Here is an 18,608-nt window from a genome sequence, read left to right as displayed (position 1 = left end):
GGTTTTTTAATTATTATTAATTTTTAATGTTTTGATCTGGACTGTTTCATTTGTTGAGAAGTACTTCATTTTAAGAAGATCAAATAAATCTAAACTCATAATCACTTTACTGCTAAATACCCTATATCTCCCTGAATATTCTTTTACTAATAAATATTTCAGGTCCTCAAAAACAGCAATGATTTCGTCTGTCATTTCATTATAGAATATTTTATCAAATACATGATTTTGGTACTTGTCAATCAGTAATATTTCTAACTCCAATAGTTCTGCATCTGAAATCATATTTTTGAGCTGTTAAGTTTTGCTTTTAACGCTTCCATTCTAGCTATTCTTTGTTCTTCTGTCATTGGCGGTTTTTCCTCTAAAATAACTTCTTGCTTTTTTGGCAGTATGTAAGGCAATAGTTTTGCCAGAGCGTTCACCCTTTCCAATGGAGGCAAACCTGATAATAAAGTTCCAAGTTTGTCTAATTCCTTACCAACTATTTTTTGCAAAAGCTCTCTTGCTTCACTTGTAGTTTTATTTGGAGTGCCTTTGACTCTGCCACTTCCCGGCGTTTTTACCCTTTTGTTTTCCATACTTTTTAGATTTGAAATTCATACTTTGCTCGTACTTTTTACGTACTTTAGATAAAAAGGGAACTTTTTACGCTCCCCTTTTAACTTGATTTATAGATCTATTTTTTCGCTCTTTAAAGTAGTTAGTTCCTGAGACCTCAACGTCCTTTCATTTCCTTTTTGCATGAACGATCTCCGATTAATTGCCCATCTTATAGACTCAGGTTTAATTTCATACTTTCCATCTTTTGGTATCAAAAATATTTCGGCAATAGATCCTAATCTATTTGCTAGATGATTATTTATAATACCCAACTTAGCTATGTTTTTATCAAAATCATGAAAGGCATTTAGAAATTTTATTAAAGCCTCGTGAAGTTCATGTTCAGCATCCGTTTCAATATAAATACGGCATTCATCCTCCAATATGTTTTCTTTATCTTCTGAAGTTATTACAAACCCTTTATCATTAAAAGAAATGTATTTTAAATTCAGTCTCTTTTCTCTGGAGAAAGTATCCGGTTTAAATTTTTTTAATTCTGAAACACAGTTTATAAATTGATTTAATAGCGTTTCAGATCCTGATCTAATATTGTCTTTGATAATTGATTTTAATACACCAGTACTTTTTATATCAGATTCAATACTGGATCTAAATCTTTCGGATGTTCCTGCAGTTCCTGAATAAACTATTTCCTTATAAATTTGATCACTAAAAGGCCCTATTTCTAGTGATTCATAAATTGTTTTTAGATTTTCTAACAACGGTTTGAAATGTTGTAAATCTGAGCATATTTCATTAAGTAATGAATTGTTTTGACTGATTAAGATTCTTTCTTTTTTCATGGATTTTTTGTTTTTAAATGTGTTTTAAAATATCGTCTAGATCTTCCGAAGTTAAATCGCCTGAAGGATCAGCACTACCAGGATAAAATTCGTCCGGATCTTGCCTTTCTTCTGCTGCTTTTAACTCACTAAGAGTTGTCTGATCTTGGCTAATCCGATTTCGAAGATTAGTAATCTGTTGCTTTCTGTTCATGATTTCTGTTTTTGTTTGTTGGTTACTTTTTTTATAATTCTGCATTTGTTAACTGTCAATTTAGGAGGTAATTAAGGGGTTTTAGGTTTGCTAATGATTTTTTATTTACTGCCATATATCAAATTAATAAGTCAACTTTTATGTTTTTTAAAATTTCAATCCTTGATGTAAACTTGATGTTATTAAAAATAAATCCTAACCGTAATCTCACCGTTATCAAAAAATAAATCCTTATGGTTACCTTATGGTTATTAAAAATTAATCCTTGATGTAAACATGTACTTTTACCTGCTAAATTGGTTGAGTAAATTAATTTGTTCTGGCTTATAGATCCTTTTGTATTTTATCATTATTAATTTATGGATCCCAGTTTTTATTATTTGATTACAAATTCAAAAAATGCATATGGAATTGATTTTGAAAAAATCATATACACTCTTTCATTATCTTTTTTAGTAATCTTATTAAAGTCCTTTTTATAATACCTTATTATAGCTCGTGTGGTAATATGAAATTAGTATGACTGTAAAAAAACAAATGTCAAAAATCCTTTTTTATAGGTCGTGTCATGGTCGTTCTATGTTCGTGTTCCGGTTAATCTTTCCAACACATTTTTTAAAGCTTCTTTTTCCTGGAGTTTGTACTGCTTTTCTTTAGTTGCTTTTCTTCGTTTTTCAGCCTCATAAATAAGCTGCTCCAGTGTAAGGCTGTAACTAATGTAAAATCCTCTTGTATAGCGTGAATATGTAACCAAACCCCAGTTATCTCTTAATGCTGTTTTGATCTTCTTTGTTTGATATTCATTTGCATACATCCTAATTTCATTTGATAATTCGTTGCTACTATTAACAGATTTACGCCTACCATCCATTCTGCTTAACCAAAACTTGTTATCAATCTTACAATAGGTGTTTTTCTGTAATATGCTTTTAATAGCTAAAAAACCTAGCAAACATATTTTATCAAATTCGTGTTTATCATTTCTGTAAAAATCCCAAAATATTGAAAGATTTAAACCAACATAGGGTGTACCAACTGGAATACTTTCATAAACAATTTTACCATTTTTAAATGCAGTTGGTGCGTAATTTTCTTGAAAATTGAAATAACCTAAACTTGCTTTCACCTTTTCTAAATCTGTTCCAAACTCCAGATCTAAGGAATGTTTATAAACAGCATAATCGCAAATGTTATCCAACACTTTTTTTGAATCTATTACGAAACCGCTTAACAATTGAATAGGGAAATTTAAATACCGTTCATCATTCTTTGATTTTGCCATAAACTCATTTTTTTACAAAATCAATAAACCAATCATAAAATTGAGTGAAATTTCTAACTACGATATAAACACCTCCAGCACGTTCAATTTGTTTTTGATACTCTATTTGTTCTCTGGATTGTTTATTATCGCCTGTGGCCTCGCATTTAATCTCAATCTTAATACTTCTACCTTTTATAGTAGCTGAAATATCAGCAGTTCCGGTTTTGCCGCTGCCTTTTATCCACTGAACACTTCCAATAGTTCTTATGTTCCCTAATACATCTTTAGATGTTTTACGGCCGTCCTTGATTGCTCCAGTAGAATTGATCCTTTCAGCTTGGAAACCGTTGAGGTTTATAAATTCAACTACACACTTAGTCAGTCCGTTGGTTGTAGCATCGGTATAAGTGAATTTTGGATAATATGGATTGTTTGGATAGCGTTCTTTGAGCTTGTCAAGAGCTATAGTTTCCAGTATTTTTACGCTTTCAGGTTTGGTATAACGTAATTTTGTAATTTTGCCTTGTTCTAAACTTTTAAAATCAAGGCTTTGCGTGTCTCCTCCTCCATGCATAGCCTTATTTTTTTAAAGGTGCTATAGTTTGCATTAACTCACTACGCTTATAGTAACATTTGTTCGCAAATTTGTAGACAATAATTTTTCCTTTGTTTTGCCAATGCCATAAAGTTGATGGATCAATTTGTAGAAAGCTTAAGACTTGCTCTCGGCTCATTAAATCATCATTGGCGTTTTGAGTTGTAAACTCTTTCCTGAAGATTTCTAGGTGGGTTTTTACAACTTTACCCATAAGCTCCGAAAGTTGCTCTGAGTTTAGATTTTGAAGTATAATAGAATTTGCTTCCATATTTACAATGTTTTAAGATTATTAACATTGCAAATGTTGGTAAGAAATTGACCTATGAAGAAGTACTTTTTGACCTATTTCAAGGTTATTTTAAGGTTGTACTTTTGTATTCTTTGTAATCGTTTGCCTTTTGAATATTTGGCTTTGATTCTATGTTTATCTTTTTTAATTCCGTTAAATCATAGCCATAAGTTCTGTTCAGCCATTTTATATAATGCTTCAATTCAATAGTTTCTAAGAAAAGGCCATCATTAGTAAATAACTGAAAAAGCAGACTTAATTCTGTTTTACTATTTTCTGCTAAATTTTTGGAACTGTGATATTTTTCAAATACTTCAAATGCATTGCTTTTAAAAATAGTTTTATGAAGTTCTTTTATAACTGCATCAAGTTTAACAGCTCCGGATTGTTGAGATGAATTTGTTACAGTAAAATATCCAGAATCTAAATGTTTTTTTAATTCTTTAAGTTTTTTAATTTCAGAATCGCATCTTATATCAAAAGGAATGTCGTTTTCATTAATTATAAAATAGTCAACACATTCTAAATACTTGTGCTTTGCCTTATGAACAAATTCTATACGTTCATCAATATCCTCAATATCTTCAACGATTTCTATTAAACTTTCGAAACTATCAACCATATCGATATTATGGAAAATATCAAATATTCTATCTTGACAAAACGTATAACTTTCTATTAATTTGCCAATTAAACCAATTGACTGTTTTAAAACTCCATTCCTTTTTTCAACATCGTATTCATTGTTTACCAGCAATAATAATGATTCATAAAACCCTAATTGATACCTAATAAAAAGTAACTCTTTTTCAAAGTTGTCGGGTGATAAGTGCTCATGATTACTTATATCAAATCGTAACCTAGAATTGTTAACTATATTATTTACCTTAAAATAAGAATAAAGGTTTGAGTAGTTATTTGAGTTTGTTTTAAAAAAAGTAAAATCATTGAATAAATTGTTAAAAAAAACCAGATCTTCTTTGAATACATGATCTTCTTTTTTTATTTTATTAAAAATCTCAATATTGATCTCATTAATTAAATATTGATTAATCTCTGTTTTTTTTGATACGCTATCGCTCATTTTTTAAATTTCTATAAATTATTCTTAGTATTGTTCCAGAACATCCTTATCATTTCTTTTTCAAGTATTCCGGTTTTTTTGCTCGTTGCCCGCTTTCAATTAACTTTGTAAACCTGTCAATTGCTTCCTGTTTCGTTTCTTTCGGTTTAGTTTTAGGCTTGGGCTTGGCAGCAACACTTTGTTTTGTGTCGCTCCCAAGCTCTTCACCAAGGCTTTTGAATAATTCATTAGCCTTTTCTAATGTCCCCCGCAGAACATTGTATTTTTCGTCTATTTCTAACAAACTATTATATTCTTCAATTGGAATAGTGATTGTTTTCATTATCATTAGTTTTAGTTCTGGACAAATGCAGTTTACAAACTTTTCACCCGCCTGGGTTCCACTGGAACTGTTTCACCTATTCCAGTTTTAAAAATATTTATGGGTTTCTTTTGCTAAATCCTTATTGCTTTTTCCTAAATAATTCAAAAGCATTGCTTCTGTTGTGTGTCCTGTAATATTCTTTAGCAGCGTGGTTGGTATTTTGGTATAGAAATTTGTTGCAAAACTTCTTCGGCCAATATGACTGCTGACCAAATCGCACTTTCTGAACATTTTAGTTTCTTTTCTAAATATTCCGCTTTCTGGGGCTGTTTCGGTTAATTTGCTCCCGTAAACTTCTTGTGTAAGTTCTGCAATCTCGCAAACTAATTTAATGTAGTCATTATACTTTTGACTCGATATTGCTTTTGGAAAATCTCCGTTTCTTTTACTTAGTATTTCAATTACTTTCGGGTGTAATGGCACCGTCATTATTTTATCTGTTTTTACTTGGGTAAATTCAATAAAATAATGACCGTCTTCAATGCGTATCATATCGGCAGTAAATCGCATAAAATCAGAAATTCTTTGCGCAGTGAAACAAGATATTAAAAGCCAATCTCGTGCATTTTCCAAATAGTCAGCTAATTTGCTTTTTTCAATATTTTCAATCTTTTGAAGTTCGTCAATGGTCAAATAAATATTGGTTGCTTTTTCACGCTTAAAACTCAATTTGTCGAGTTCCAAACTCGTTGCAATTCCTTTACTTCTGGCATCTAAACAAATTGTTTTTATTTCGGCAAAATCTCTTTGAGTAGTTAATCGACTGTACTTTTCATTATCACAATAATTTTGAAATTCATTTTTGAATTGCTTATTGATATCCTTTACAAGTATTTGTTTTTTTCTAAATTTTTCCAGTCTTTCTAATTTTCGTCTTACAACTGTTATTTTTCTTATCAATACATCAGAAGGGCGGTTTTCCTTGTGTTTAATGTAATAGTCAAAATAATCAATTAGATTAACCGGAATTATTTCTAGCGGCTTTTCAATTGGTGGACTGTAATAATGATTAATTTGAGTTTGAAGCCAGTCTCTTGTGATCGCTTCAGGTGTTGTTGTATTGAAACACTTTAAAATAAAATTATCAAGAGCATTACACAAATTATTTACTCGTGTCTGCTCATTGCTTATATCAATATTACCCTTACTTTTTACTTTTCGTTGCTTTGTCCAAAAGTTTTCTGTAACTTCAATTTTAGTTTTGGCTGTCCAAATATAGTTTGTAGTATTTTCAGATGTTTTATGCGTGTGTTGAAGCCTAACTTCAAGCTTTGCTTTGCTTCTGACTGAACGGTATAAAAAATGCACGGTTGCCATTTAGATCGAATTAATTTCTATAATACAAAAATACGTAAATCTGTATTATAAAATACAACTTAATGAAATTTAATACATTTTACTGCAATTTAAAAAATTTATTTAAATTTTATAACACATTGATTTTATTAATACTTTAGCAATAAATCAAGACTTTTTAGAAAGTAGCTACATTGTATATAAGTATTCCCACCGTGGTCACAAGAAAATTGAAAAGCCTGCAAAGTTTTAATTTTGCAGGCTTTTTTTTGTTCGACAAAATCGTCAGTAGTTTTAATTGATTAATAATTTCTTGTGTTTGCTGATTTTACCAGTTCGAATCCTTTAAAGCATTATAAATTATTATGTTAAATTTTTAAAAGCTCATGAGTCTTATCTTATTGCGGATATAGAAAAAAGTTCTTAGCTTAGGTTTCAATTTTTCTTAACTTGCTGTTCTATTTTTGTTAGTATATCCAGATTTAATTGTAACTCTATTTTAGACACTAATTGGTATTATACCATTTTTTCGGCAACTTCGCTCCGTACTTTGCTATCAATTACAGGTTCATCCGGGGAAAGCAATTTCCCTTCGGCTATAATTTTTTTACTTATAAAAATAGAACACAGTTGTAATAAGGCAATTATCCCGATGGCATAGCGTAAAGCAAAATCTTCAGAAACAGCATAATATAATGCTAAAAAAGTACCCGCACCCAAAAGCCTTCCGATGTATAACCCCGCTTCATGGTTTAAGATATAAGTAAACTCGCCTCTTTTTTCTATATGAGATACAATATCAATTACTTTCAACTGAATTGGAAAATAGGCTAAATCCATTAAAGGCTTTGCAATAAGCAATAATAACAAAAACACTATTACTCCGGTTTTATCGAACAAAAGCCCATTTAAAAAGGCTCCTAAAGCAAATAAAATAAGTCCTACGGAAAATATTTTGATTCTGTCGGATGGTTTAGAAAAACGTCCGATGAAATAAATTATGACAGCTGCTAAAATTGCTCCAATAGATTGCGCTTTTCCTAATACTCCTTCTTCCCCTAATATTTTAAAAATAAGCATTGCAGGAGCAGTAACCAAAAAGCCTTGTGCCAAACCTTTGAACGTGGCCAAAGACAATAGTTTATACCATAACGGATGAAATTTAAAAAAGATATATTGTTTTTGGGCAGGATTTTCAAATTTACCTTTAAAACAAACGATTGATGCCACAATCGTAATAAGAAAAACAATTCCTGTAATGGTCAAATAGGCTCCATGTTTTTGATCTTCCCCTATTTTAGATTGAATAAACCAGCCAATAGTTGCAGGTATTACGATAGCAATAATGGTATAAATAAAAGTCTCCAATCCGTAATAATAGTTTCGATTGGCATCATTTGTTATAGCTAAAGCTAAATAATCTCTATTCGACCAGTATAATCCGAAAGAAAGCCCCATAGTGATGCCTGCTATTCCAATTCCTGTTAAATCTAATGTCTTCAACGACATCATAATAATCATCGAAACGCCACTAAACATCATTCCGGCCGAATATAATTTCCGAATATTAAAATGTTTCAAAAGAAAACCATTTAATATGAAAGTAAGTGGAATTCCTGTATAAATTGCCAATTGATAAATAACAACTTTTGAAGTATCGCTGGAATTTCTCATAATGTAGGCAGCCACAAAAATATCAATTACAGGCAATACCAGAGCATAAACTAAATTGGTAAAAATTAGGATACGAAAATTATGGGTTTGGCTTTTAAAATGGTCAATTTCTGTTTTTAGTTTCTTGAACATTAGTTATATTTTAGAAGTGAATAAATGTCTTTGATGGAAAACTCCGCACCACAAACAAACTCATCCGAAGCACCATAATAAATAGTAACGGTATCACCATCAGGATGTACAACATGCCCGTTAGTAAACACTACATTTCCAAAAAAACCACTCAATTCATAGGTTGCGGTAGGTACCATAATAGGTTCTTCTGTTCGTGCAATTACTTTTGTAGGATCTTCTAAATCCATTAAAAAGGCGCCTAAACAATATTGATGTGCTGCATTAGCACCGTGATAAATGGCTAACCAGCCTTTTTCTGTTTTTATGGGAGCCGCTCCGGCACCCACCCTTTTACTATCCCATAAACCGGTTCTGGTTATAATAATACAATGATGATTTCCCCAGTGCAGCCCATCAGGAGATGAAGTTATCCAAATATAATTCCCACCAATATCAACACTGCTTGGACGGTGCAAAGCGTAATACATACCATTTATTTTTTCATCAAAAATGGCGCAATCCTTATTGTGTGGTGCCAATATCATTCCGTGCGATTCAAAATTTTTCCAATCGGTGGTCGTACGCAAACCTACTCCTACTCCATTATCAGATACCGCTGTATAGGTAAGGTAATATTTATTTTCGAGTAAAGCCACTCGGCAATCTTCTACTCCAAACGTTTCCAGCATTCCCTCACCAACTAAAAACGGATAATTTTCAGGCTCATAAAATTTGATACCATCATCGCTGCATAGTAATCGAAGGTGGGATAAGGTAGTTAAGTAATCCACTCCTTTATAATTAATTACCCTTGCATCACTTGCGTCTAAATCCGGATCATCTGTAGGAATTTCGATAATTTTAATAGCTCCAGTTTCCGTTAGAATAGGGAAAGAAATAATGTTCTCTTTTTGTTCCGGTCTTTCGGCTACGCGAACAATCAACCATGTTTTTCCTTCAAATTGAAATACACCTGGATTAAGAAGACAGGTAATTTGTAAACCTTCTCTACTTGCAGGTAGGTCTGCCGGGGATAATAATGGATTTTCTGTGAAACGTTTTGCGATATCTTTCATGCGAATCTCTTTTTATTTTATAATTTATTTTTAAAGTCCGGATCCCTTTGGGAGATACTCAATTGTTATTTTAAAAGGAATAGTTTATTAGTAAATTTATTTATTTTATTGATACAATTTCCATTGCTGTCCTTTAGAATGCCAATTTGGATGATTATTTCAAAATATAAATAGAGAAGCAGCAATTTTTTTAAATGCAACTGCTACTTCTCAAATAATATTAATTAAACCAAACCACTATATTAAAACATTAATACCCTGGATTTTGTGTCAAAGTCCTAGCGAATGCATCAATTTCTAATTGAGGGATTGGATACAATAAGTGTTTGTCTTGGAAACTTCTCCCGTGAGTTATCATAACTGCTTTTGCAATTCCCCATCTTTTTAAATCGAGCATTCTTTGATTTTCAAAACCAAGTTCTGTTCTTCTTTCTGAAATTAAACAGCCTTTTACAGCCGTTTTATCTAAAGATGCTCCTCTGTCAGGTAAAGTTCCGGCAGGCGGAATTGTTCCTAATGCTGTTACGGTAGTTCTCGCTCTGGTTCTAATTTGATTGATGATAGCAATGGCTCCGGAATAATCCCCTGTTTGTTTTCTGTTCCTCTAAAAAGTTCCGATTTTAATAATATATCAATAGTATAACCCGTATTTCTTCGGTGAATTTCCGGTTTTGGGAATTGCTTGATAATCTCTTTTTGGTTTTCTGAATTCGAAAGTTCCTCATGAATGGTCCTATAAATTGAACTCTCAAGCGTGTTTCCCTTTGTTTTTTCAAGGAATTCCGCCGAACTCATTTCTAAATACCACTGAACTTCCATCACTCAAAACTGCTTTAATGTCCACTATTTTATCTCGGGTAACTTCATAACGTATTGATGTGGTTCCAGATGAATTATTGCTTACCATTCCTCCTATCATAGCGATTTGAGGTTGAAGTATTGGATTCAAAAAACAATCCGTACGGTTTTAAAAATAAATTCAGTTCGTCCCGAATTACTCCCGGTTGTACTGTAACCGTTTTTTTTTACCGAATCAAAAGCGACAATTTTCGTAAAATGTTTTGAAACATCTACGATTATTCCATTACCTACCGTTTGTCCTGCTAAGAAAGTTCTGGCAGTTCGGGGCCTAATTGAAATTTTATTTTTTGCAGTAAAGCGAATAATTTTTATAATATCGACCTCTGATTTTGGAACGCGACAACAAGTGGTACAATTCGGTAAGCAGAGGCATCCGTGGCATTCAGTATTTTACGGAGATCACCATATAAAAGTGTTCTTTCTAATGATTGAGATAATTGTTCTAGTTGAGGCGTGATTGACATTTAATGGAGTAAATTGCTATTATTTCTAAAAAATAAAATATTTCACATTCTGATGAATACTTTTCGCAAGAAACTCAGTCAACTAATAATTTCAATCAGCTGCCGACTCTTGCGAAAAGCAACATCTACAGTTAAATTCATCCTTTAAACATTTAGAACTTTTAATTTTTCTAATAATCAAAACGTTTAAAAGCCTCAATCGCCTCATATTCTGCAAGACCCAAATCATCATAGAGTTTTGCTGTATTTTTATTACGCTCCTCAGCTCTTACCCAAAATTCTCTGGAATCGTTTCCTTGAAACATCACTCTGTCTTTTTGAGATTGATAGTACAAAATGGCATGTCTTTTAATAATTACTTCGTCTGGACTCAAAGGCACAGCCATATCTATCTCGTGAATATCCCATTCATGCCACGCACCTCTATACAACCACAACCAACAATTATTCATATAAGATTCTGATTTTAACTGCTTCATTGCCTGAAATATAACATTCAAACATACTTCATGAGTACCGTGCGGATCTGCCAAATCTCCAGCAGCAAAAACTTGATGAGGCTTTATTTTGGCAATAATGTCTTTCACGATAGCAATATCATCCAGACCTAAAGGATTTTTCATTATTTGCCCGGTTTCGTAAAAAGGTAGGTCTAAAAAATGCGTTTTTTCATCTTTTAAACCTATGTATCTGGTAGCAGCATACGATTCACGTCGTCTTATTAGACCTTTTAATTTTCGAACTTCCAAAGAATCAACTTGGTTTTCGGTTTTATTATTTAGAAAATTAATAACTGATGAGAAATTAATTTCACTCTTCTCTTTTTCGATAAAATCACGACCTACTTCAGCAAACTTTAATGCTTCGTCATCCGTAACTGCTATGTTTCCGGAAGTTTGATACACAACATGCACGTCATGTCCTTGTTTTATTAATTTAGAAAATGTCCCACCCATAGAAATTACATCATCATCTGGATGTGGACTAAAAAGAATAACTCTTTTGTTTGCAGGATTAGCTCTTTCGGGTCTGTGAGAATCATCAGTATTGGGTTTTCCTCCCGGCCAACCCGTTATGGTATGTTGTAAAACGTTAAACATATTAATATTCAAATCATAAGCAGAACCTTCTTGTGCTAAAAGATCTGACATCCCATTATTATTGTAATCCCTATCGGTAAGTTTTAATATCGATTGTTTGGTTTCTTTGCACAGCCAAATAATTGCTTTACTTTTTAATTCCTGTGTCCAAATACATTCACCAACGAGCCATGGTGTTTTAAATCTTGTTAATTCGGAAGCCGCAAATTGGTCTAAAACAAAAGTAGCATTCGAATGATTCTGTAAAAAAGAAGCAGGAACTTCTGACGTGATTTCGCCTTGAATTGTCTTTTTAATAACAACCGCTTTATTTTGCCCCCAAGCCATCAAAACAATTCTTTTAGATCTAAGAATTGTTGAAACTCCCATGGTAATCGCTCTTTTAGGAACGTTACCAATACCATTAAAATCCGAAGAAGCATCGACTCTGGTAATGTGGTCTAATGTTATAATTCTGGTTCCGGAGTTAATGTGAGAACCCGGCTCATTGAAACCTACGTGTCCGGTACGACCAATTCCTAAAAGCTGAAAATCAATTCCTCCTGCATTTTTTATTTTTGTTTCATAATCCATGCAATATTGATTCAGTTCCTCTAATACAACTGTTCCATCTGGAATATTTATATTTTCAGGTTTAATATCGATATGATTAAACAAATGCTGATGCATAAAATAATGGTAGCTTTGGCGGTTTTCTTTAGTCATCGGATAATATTCATCCAGATTGAAAGCGATAACATTATGAAAACTAAGTTCACCCTCTTGGTGCATTCGAACTAATTCTTCATACACTTTTATAGGCGAAGACCCTGTAGCCAAGCCAAGGACACAAGATTTATTTTCGGCCTGTTTAGATTTGATTAATGTTGCTACTTCCTGAGCAACAACCTTTGAAGCTTCTACAGAACTTTTAAAAATTACATTATGATTTTTTTCAAATCGAGTTTCTTCAAATTTTCCAGGTATGTTGTAAGCCAAAGAAGTTTTCGTTTTCATAATATATCTTTTAATTAAAAAATTAGTTTAACAAATATATACAAAAAACAAAATAAATATTTTATTTTGCGTTATTTTATAGAAATAAACTAAAATAACGCAAAATAACGCAAATTTTTAATTACAATTTAAGTTACAATATAAGAACCCCTAGCTTTCGATATTCTTCCAACCTTAAATCTTCCGGATCTAAATCCGTTACAATGGTATCTAACTGATTGAGATCACAAACAATATGCGGCATTTTAGTATTCAATTTAATAGAAGCAAACATAGAAACTACTTTGTCAGATGACTCTATCATTGCTTTTTTGACGATAGAAACCTCATACCCGACTTCTGTCAACCCCTGTTTTACATTAATACTGCTGGCTCCTATAAAGCAAATATCCGCTTTAATCTTTGATAAAACTTGAATCACATCCATTCCTATGGTAACCATTGCATTTTTCTGCATTTTTCCGCCTATAAATATTAAATCTATATTGGGATGCTGAGACAACTGCATCGCTATAGGTAAGCTATAAGTATAGATAGTAGCCTTTAAATCAGAAGGGATTAACTTAGCAAAAACCAAATTAGTACTCCCTCCACTCATTATAATAACCTGTCCATCATGCAACAAAGACAATGCTTTAGTAACAATTTTTTTCTTTTCCTCCTCAGCCATTATGACGATATCGAAAACGTCAACTGACTTTTCGACGCTTTGTATGGCTCCACCGTAAACTTTTTCAAGAAGATTCTTGTTATCTAACTCATTTAAATCCCTCCTTATTGTATCTTCTGACAAAGCTAAAGCCAAAGCCAAGTTAGCTGTAACAACCTTTTGATCTTCAATAAGTTTAGTCATTATGTATTTATGTCTTTCGGCTTTTAGCATTTTTTAAAATTAAAAATTCAGGACAAATATATCAAATATTTCAATTCGAAAGTCGAGATATAACACTAACCGCAACAGACCACCTCATCAAAATCATTAATCTACAGATATAAAGCCTGTTTTTAAGCGAAAAATGCATTTTATTGCGTTATTTAGTTTGTTTTAAAAAAAATTAATACCAAATTTTGCATTTATATGCAATAAATAAATATATATTTGTTTAATAACCCTAAACCACAATAATTATGAAGAAAATATTTCTAATTTCATTATTGTTTTTTTTCGTTCAAGTTACATTTGGACAAACGAAAACAATTACTGGAACTGTCAAAAACAAAACGGACGGAATTCCTATACCGGGGGTTTCTGTGCTTATTCAAGGAAGTAATAATGGAAGCACTACTGACTTAGATGGTAATTACAGAATCGCTGCATCATCAGGGCAAATACTTAGTTTCAGTTATATTGGTTTCGAAACTAAAGAAATAAAAGTTACGGGCGCTTCAATGGATGTAGTTTTAACCGAAAGTGTTGAAAGCTTAAAAGAAGTAGTAATTATAGGATCTATGGGCAGGACTTTAGATAAATCTTCTTTAGGATATTCCGTACAGGCGGTTAAAGGTCAAGAAATCGCCGATACACAACGTGCAAATTTTGCCAACGCTCTGCAAGGACGTGTTGCCGGTTTAACAGTGACAAGTAGTACTGGAGCGCCAGGAGCTTCTGCTGCAATACAATTAAGAGGCGTGAACTCTTTAAGCGGTAACAATTCTCCTTTATATATTGTAGACGGTTTACCGGTAAGCAACGAAACATTGGATCAAGGCTTGATGATTTCCAATGCGCCAAACAGAAACCAAGATTACACTAATAGAGGTGCAGACATCAACCCGGAAGACATCGAGTCTGTTACGATTCTTAAAGGTCCAGAGGCTGCTGCGCTTTATGGTATGCAAGCAGGTAATGGTGCCATTGTTATTACTACAAAAAAAGGTAGAAAAGGAGTAGGAAGAATTAATTATTCTACCAATACCAGACTGGATCAAATCTATCGTTTTCCAGAAACTCAATCAGTGTATCAACGAGGTGCAGACGGAGTAACAAATACAGATTACAGAAGACAATTAGGAGACGCATTTGCTCCTGACACAAAATTTTATGACAATGTTGGTAATTTCTTTAAAGTAGGAACTTCTACAACACACAACTTATCTTTTGAAGCAGGGACAGAAACTACTTCATACAGATTATCTTTGAGTAATTTAGATCAAGAAGGGGTTACACCTAATACATCATACAACCGTTTAAATGCCAGCTTAAATGCCACTGCAAAAATTTCTCCGAAATTTAGATCAGAAGGGACCTTTAGTTTTACTAAATCGGACAATCAAAAAGCATCTAAAGGTGGATCTGGAGGATTAACTGGTAGCAATGGATATTTGCTCACATTATTAGGTTGGCCTCAAGATGATGATGTTCGTAATTATTTAAATACAGATGGATCAAGAAGAAAAATCACTTCTGGAGCATTGGACACTGAAACTGACAACCCTTTTTGGGATGTAAACAAAAACTTGTCTGAAGATTTCAACAACCGTTTTGTTACAAATGTTGGGTTAATTTATGATCCAACAGCATGGTTAAATTTTACTGCCCGTGCAGGTTGGGATGTTAATTCGGGTCAAGGATACAGAGCAATTCACCCAGAATCAGCTGGTGGTATATCAACAGGAGGCTTCATAGAAACTTACTATAATAGTACAAGTAACTTGAATACAACTTTCTTGGCAACTGCCAACAAATCTTTCGGAAAATTCAATACCAAAATTTTACTTGGTAATGCTATTAATGATAACTATTTTAGAATTTTATCCACATCCGGAAACAAGTATTTTGATCCAAATTTTAATTCTATTAATAATACCGAGGCTACAACACAAAGATCTCAAGAAAGAATTATTCAAAGTCGAATCATAGGTTTCTTTACAGAATTGAATTTTGATTATGACAAGATTGTTTATTTATCGTTGACAGGCCGTAAAGACTGGGTTTCAGTATTGCCTGAGCCTTTCTTTTATCCTTCTGCCTCAACCAGTTTTATGTTCTCTAATTTACCTGGCTTAAAAGACAATGGAATATTGTCTTATGGAAAAATAAGAGCCTCATACGCGGAGGCGGCAAACATACCTTCTCCTTATTCTGCAGTACCCATTTATCAACCACAGTTAACAACAAATGGCGGATATGCTTATGGAGTAACAGGCGCTAATCCAAATTTAGTTCCTGAATTCCGTAAGTCTGTTGAATTTGGTACAGAATTGAAATTTTTTAAGGACCGTATAGGGTTAGATGTTACAGTGTATAGCACCAAAACAGTGGATCCAATCTTGAAAAATATGCGTTTAAGTTACGGTACAGGGTTCGTTTTAACATCTGCTAATTTTGGAGACTTAAGAAATGAAGGTTTAGAAATCACTTTGAATGCCACTCCTGTGAAAACAACCCATTTTTCTTGGGATTTGAGCGCTAATTTCAATAAAACACGTTCCGAATTATTGAATCTTCCTGCTGCGGTATCAGAATATTATCTTTCTGATACATGGCTTTATGGAAATGTTAGAGGTGGTGTAAAAGTAGGTGGTCCCTTAACTACAATAACAGCTGTAGATTATTTAAGAAATAATGCAGGACAAATATTAGTTGATCCAAGCACTGGTTATCCTCTTAAAAATCCAAACTTTGTTATCGCTGGTGACAGAAATCCAGATTTTGTACTTGGTTTTCAAAACACTTTTAGATATAAAAATGTAAGTTTGTCGATGTTGTTAGACCTACGAAAAGGGGGAGATATATTCAATGGAACCGAATTTTGGATGTACCAAAATGGAATCTCGACTAGAACTTTAGACCGAGAACAACCCCGTGTTGTACAAGGTGTATTGAGAGATGGATTAGAAAATACAGCTACTCCTACACAGAATAACGTTAACGTAACCCCTTATTATCAAAATGAATATTATAGATCTGGTGCAGTTGATGCTGACTTTATTGAAAAAGATATTAATTGGTTGCGTATGAGAGATATTACGTTCAGCTATAGAATGTCGCCAGAAAAATTGGATAAAACTGCTATTAAATCGCTTTCACTTAACGTAACATTGACCGATGCGTTTATGATAACCAATTACACCGGCGCAGATCCTGCGGTTAATGGTTTAAATGCCTCTTCTGGAGGAGCAGGGGGAGCAGGTTTTGACTTTGGGACAGTTTCTACACCAAGGGGTTTGAACATTGGAGTAAAATTAGGATTTTAATACTTAAAGAAAATGAAAAACATAAAAAAATATATAGCTGCAATAGGTCTGTTGACCGCTGTTGTTTCGTGTGACAACTTGCAAGATTTAAATGAAAACCCAAGTTTTCCAGTAGATGTTTCTGCCCAAGCTTTAATGCCACCAATTGAGCAACAAATGGCCGTGGGTTTGCAGTTTGATAATCGGTATTTAGGAAGGTACGTTCAATATTTCAGTAATGCGACAACTGGAAACGATTGGGACAGATACGGATACGTTGCAAATAATGACCAAGGAGGTGAAATTTGGAAAATGGCTTATTTTTCCATCGGGTTAAATTTGACCAGAATGCAAGAGAAAGCAGTTACCGAAGAACGTCATGACATTACTGGTATTTCAAAAGTAATTAGAGCTTGGTCTTGGCAAGTTTCCACAGATTATCATTCAGAATTGATTGATTTTGATCAGGCATTTACACAACGAATGTCCTTTGATTATGTGGGACAAGAAAAAGTGTATGCCGAAGTGTTGCGTCTGATAAACGAAGGTGTTGTTGACTTGGCGCGTACAGATGGTAAAGTTTCTAGTACTTACACTGCTGTTGGAGACAAAATGTATAACGGCGATAGAGCCAAATGGACCAAATTTGCTTGGGGTATTGTAGCACGTAATTTGAATAACCAAATAAACAAAGCTAGTTACAACCCGACAGCTGTAATTGAAGCCTGCGATAAATCTTTGGCGTCAAATGCAGACAATGCATTGATTAATTACAATGGATCGGTGGGAGCTGATAGCAATTTCAACGGACCAGGTAGAAATAACTACTCTACATTCCGTCAAACTGATTTTATGGTTAGAGTTATGAATGGATCTGTTTTCACAGGAGCAATCGACCCTCGTATGTCAAGAATTTTAGCACCATCCATTGGAACATCTCAAACAGCTCCGGCATCGGCAGCAAATCCAGACCCAACTAAATATACTTTTATAGGTAATCCATTAAACACTTCGGCTTCATCAACTGTTGGACCAATTAGAATTCCTAATCTTTGGGGTACTTTTTTAGCAGGAAGTATTACAACACCTGGCAGATATATTTTTAGAGACAAAGCACCGTTTCCAATCATGACTTATGCCGAAATTCAATTCATTAAAGCAGAAGCTGCTTTCATAAAAGGAGATAAAGTTATGGCTTTGACAGCATACAAAAAAGGAATTGAAGCCAGTATCGATTTCGTAAATGCAAATACCATTACCAGTACGTCTTATCCAATCACAACAGCTATATCGGCTACAGAAAAAATAACTTTTCTTGCTAACGTAAATGTGGTTCCGGCTGAAGCTGACTTGACAATGAGTCATATCATCCTTCAAAAATACATTTCTCTTTTTGGTTTTGGAAACTTAGAAGCTTGGACAGATATGCGTAAATACCACTACGATAATGTAAATATTTACAAGACGATGGCTTTCCCAATCAGCTTATTTGTTGATAATAATGAAAAATTACCATACCGAGTTCGTCCAAGATTTAACTCAGAGTATGTATGGAATTTTGCAGCTTTACAAGCAATTGGTGCAGACAAAGTGGATTACCATACTGTAGAAATGTGGTTCTCTAAACTGTAATTTATCAAACCTATAAAACTT

The 18,608-nt window shown here is 33.3% G+C and carries 17 protein-coding genes and 2 pseudogenes; 2 read left to right on the top strand and 17 right to left on the bottom strand.

Annotated features, from left to right (window positions below; translation table 11 throughout):
- Window positions 1–6 precede the first annotated feature (6 nt).
- The 17 genes and pseudogenes from ACNQGJ_RS05840 to ACNQGJ_RS05760 all read right to left on the bottom strand — a co-directional run bounded on the left by ACNQGJ_RS05840 (window position 7) and on the right by ACNQGJ_RS05760 (window position 13,662).
- Entirely contained in the window at window positions 7–285 is a 279-nt protein-coding gene (locus ACNQGJ_RS05840) for a hypothetical protein (RefSeq protein ID WP_417972116.1), read from the bottom strand.
- Window positions 282–581, bottom strand: a complete 300-nt coding sequence (locus ACNQGJ_RS05835) for a hypothetical protein (RefSeq protein ID WP_417972114.1) — start codon at window positions 579–581, stop codon at window positions 282–284. The genes ACNQGJ_RS05840 and ACNQGJ_RS05835 overlap by 4 nt, the downstream gene beginning before the upstream one ends.
- A 90-nt stretch (window positions 582–671) precedes the next feature.
- Window positions 672–1,406, bottom strand: a complete 735-nt coding sequence (locus ACNQGJ_RS05830; protein WP_417972112.1) for a hypothetical protein — start codon at window positions 1,404–1,406, stop codon at window positions 672–674.
- A 13-nt stretch (window positions 1,407–1,419) separates the two neighbouring features.
- Window positions 1,420–1,599, bottom strand: a complete 180-nt coding sequence (locus ACNQGJ_RS05825; RefSeq protein ID WP_417972110.1) for a hypothetical protein — start codon at window positions 1,597–1,599, stop codon at window positions 1,420–1,422.
- 577 nt (window positions 1,600–2,176) lie between these two features.
- Window positions 2,177–2,881, bottom strand: a complete 705-nt coding sequence (locus tag ACNQGJ_RS05820) for a hypothetical protein (protein WP_417972108.1) — start codon at window positions 2,879–2,881, stop codon at window positions 2,177–2,179.
- A 4-nt stretch (window positions 2,882–2,885) separates the two neighbouring features.
- Window positions 2,886–3,437, bottom strand: a complete 552-nt coding sequence (locus ACNQGJ_RS05815) for a hypothetical protein (RefSeq protein ID WP_417972106.1) — start codon at window positions 3,435–3,437, stop codon at window positions 2,886–2,888.
- A 4-nt stretch (window positions 3,438–3,441) separates the two neighbouring features.
- Entirely contained in the window at window positions 3,442–3,729 is a 288-nt protein-coding gene (locus ACNQGJ_RS05810) for a hypothetical protein (protein ID WP_417972104.1), read from the bottom strand.
- Window positions 3,730–3,814: 85 nt separating this feature from the next.
- A complete protein-coding gene (locus tag ACNQGJ_RS05805; protein ID WP_417972102.1) occupies window positions 3,815–4,834 on the bottom strand; it encodes a hypothetical protein in 1,020 nt (339 codons plus the stop codon).
- Between the two features lie 49 nt (window positions 4,835–4,883).
- Window positions 4,884–5,156, bottom strand: a complete 273-nt coding sequence (locus ACNQGJ_RS05800; protein ID WP_417972100.1) for a hypothetical protein — start codon at window positions 5,154–5,156, stop codon at window positions 4,884–4,886.
- Window positions 5,157–5,243: 87 nt separating this feature from the next.
- Window positions 5,244–6,515 (bottom strand): site-specific integrase, encoded by a 1,272-nt coding sequence (locus ACNQGJ_RS05795; protein WP_417972098.1) that lies wholly within the window; start codon window positions 6,513–6,515, stop codon window positions 5,244–5,246.
- A 495-nt stretch (window positions 6,516–7,010) separates the two neighbouring features.
- A complete protein-coding gene (locus ACNQGJ_RS05790) occupies window positions 7,011–8,300 on the bottom strand; it encodes an MFS transporter (RefSeq protein WP_417972096.1) in 1,290 nt (429 codons plus the stop codon).
- Complete coding sequence (locus ACNQGJ_RS05785; RefSeq protein ID WP_417972094.1) at window positions 8,300–9,358, bottom strand: glycoside hydrolase family 130 protein; 1,059 nt, start codon at window positions 9,356–9,358, stop codon at window positions 8,300–8,302. Before ACNQGJ_RS05785 ends, ACNQGJ_RS05790 begins: the two co-directional genes overlap by 1 nt.
- A gap of 250 nt (window positions 9,359–9,608) precedes the next feature.
- Window positions 9,609–9,755: a hypothetical protein gene (locus ACNQGJ_RS05780; RefSeq protein ID WP_417972092.1), complete on the bottom strand. Its 147-nt coding sequence runs from the start codon at window positions 9,753–9,755 to the stop codon at window positions 9,609–9,611.
- Window positions 9,756–9,776: 21 nt separating this feature from the next.
- A pseudogene (locus tag ACNQGJ_RS05775) lies at window positions 9,777–9,908 on the bottom strand (hypothetical protein); the annotation flags it as partial.
- Between the two features lie 44 nt (window positions 9,909–9,952).
- Window positions 9,953–10,683: pseudogene (locus ACNQGJ_RS05770) on the bottom strand (FAD-binding oxidoreductase); the annotation flags it as partial.
- A gap of 170 nt (window positions 10,684–10,853) precedes the next feature.
- Window positions 10,854–12,779 carry a glucosamine-6-phosphate deaminase gene (gene nagB / locus ACNQGJ_RS05765; protein ID WP_417972090.1) on the bottom strand — a complete coding sequence of 642 codons (1,926 nt, stop codon included), beginning with the start codon at window positions 12,777–12,779 and terminating at the stop codon, window positions 10,854–10,856.
- A 133-nt stretch (window positions 12,780–12,912) separates the two neighbouring features.
- A complete protein-coding gene (locus ACNQGJ_RS05760; protein ID WP_417972088.1) occupies window positions 12,913–13,662 on the bottom strand; it encodes a DeoR/GlpR family DNA-binding transcription regulator in 750 nt (249 codons plus the stop codon).
- Window positions 13,663–13,907: 245 nt separating this feature from the next.
- Between ACNQGJ_RS05760 and ACNQGJ_RS05755 the strand changes: the two genes are divergently transcribed.
- Entirely contained in the window at window positions 13,908–16,976 is a 3,069-nt protein-coding gene (locus ACNQGJ_RS05755; RefSeq protein WP_417972086.1) for a SusC/RagA family TonB-linked outer membrane protein, read from the top strand.
- 12 nt (window positions 16,977–16,988) lie between these two features.
- The gene (locus tag ACNQGJ_RS05750; RefSeq protein WP_417972084.1) at window positions 16,989–18,587 is read left to right on the top strand and encodes a SusD/RagB family nutrient-binding outer membrane lipoprotein; all 1,599 of its coding nucleotides are present in this window, start codon (window positions 16,989–16,991) and stop codon (window positions 18,585–18,587) included.
- Window positions 18,588–18,608 lie beyond the last annotated feature (21 nt).

Source organism: Flavobacterium cryophilum, assembly GCF_048286555.1.
Classification (GTDB): domain Bacteria; phylum Bacteroidota; class Bacteroidia; order Flavobacteriales; family Flavobacteriaceae; genus Flavobacterium.
This window is presented reverse-complemented; position numbering and strand designations above follow the sequence as displayed.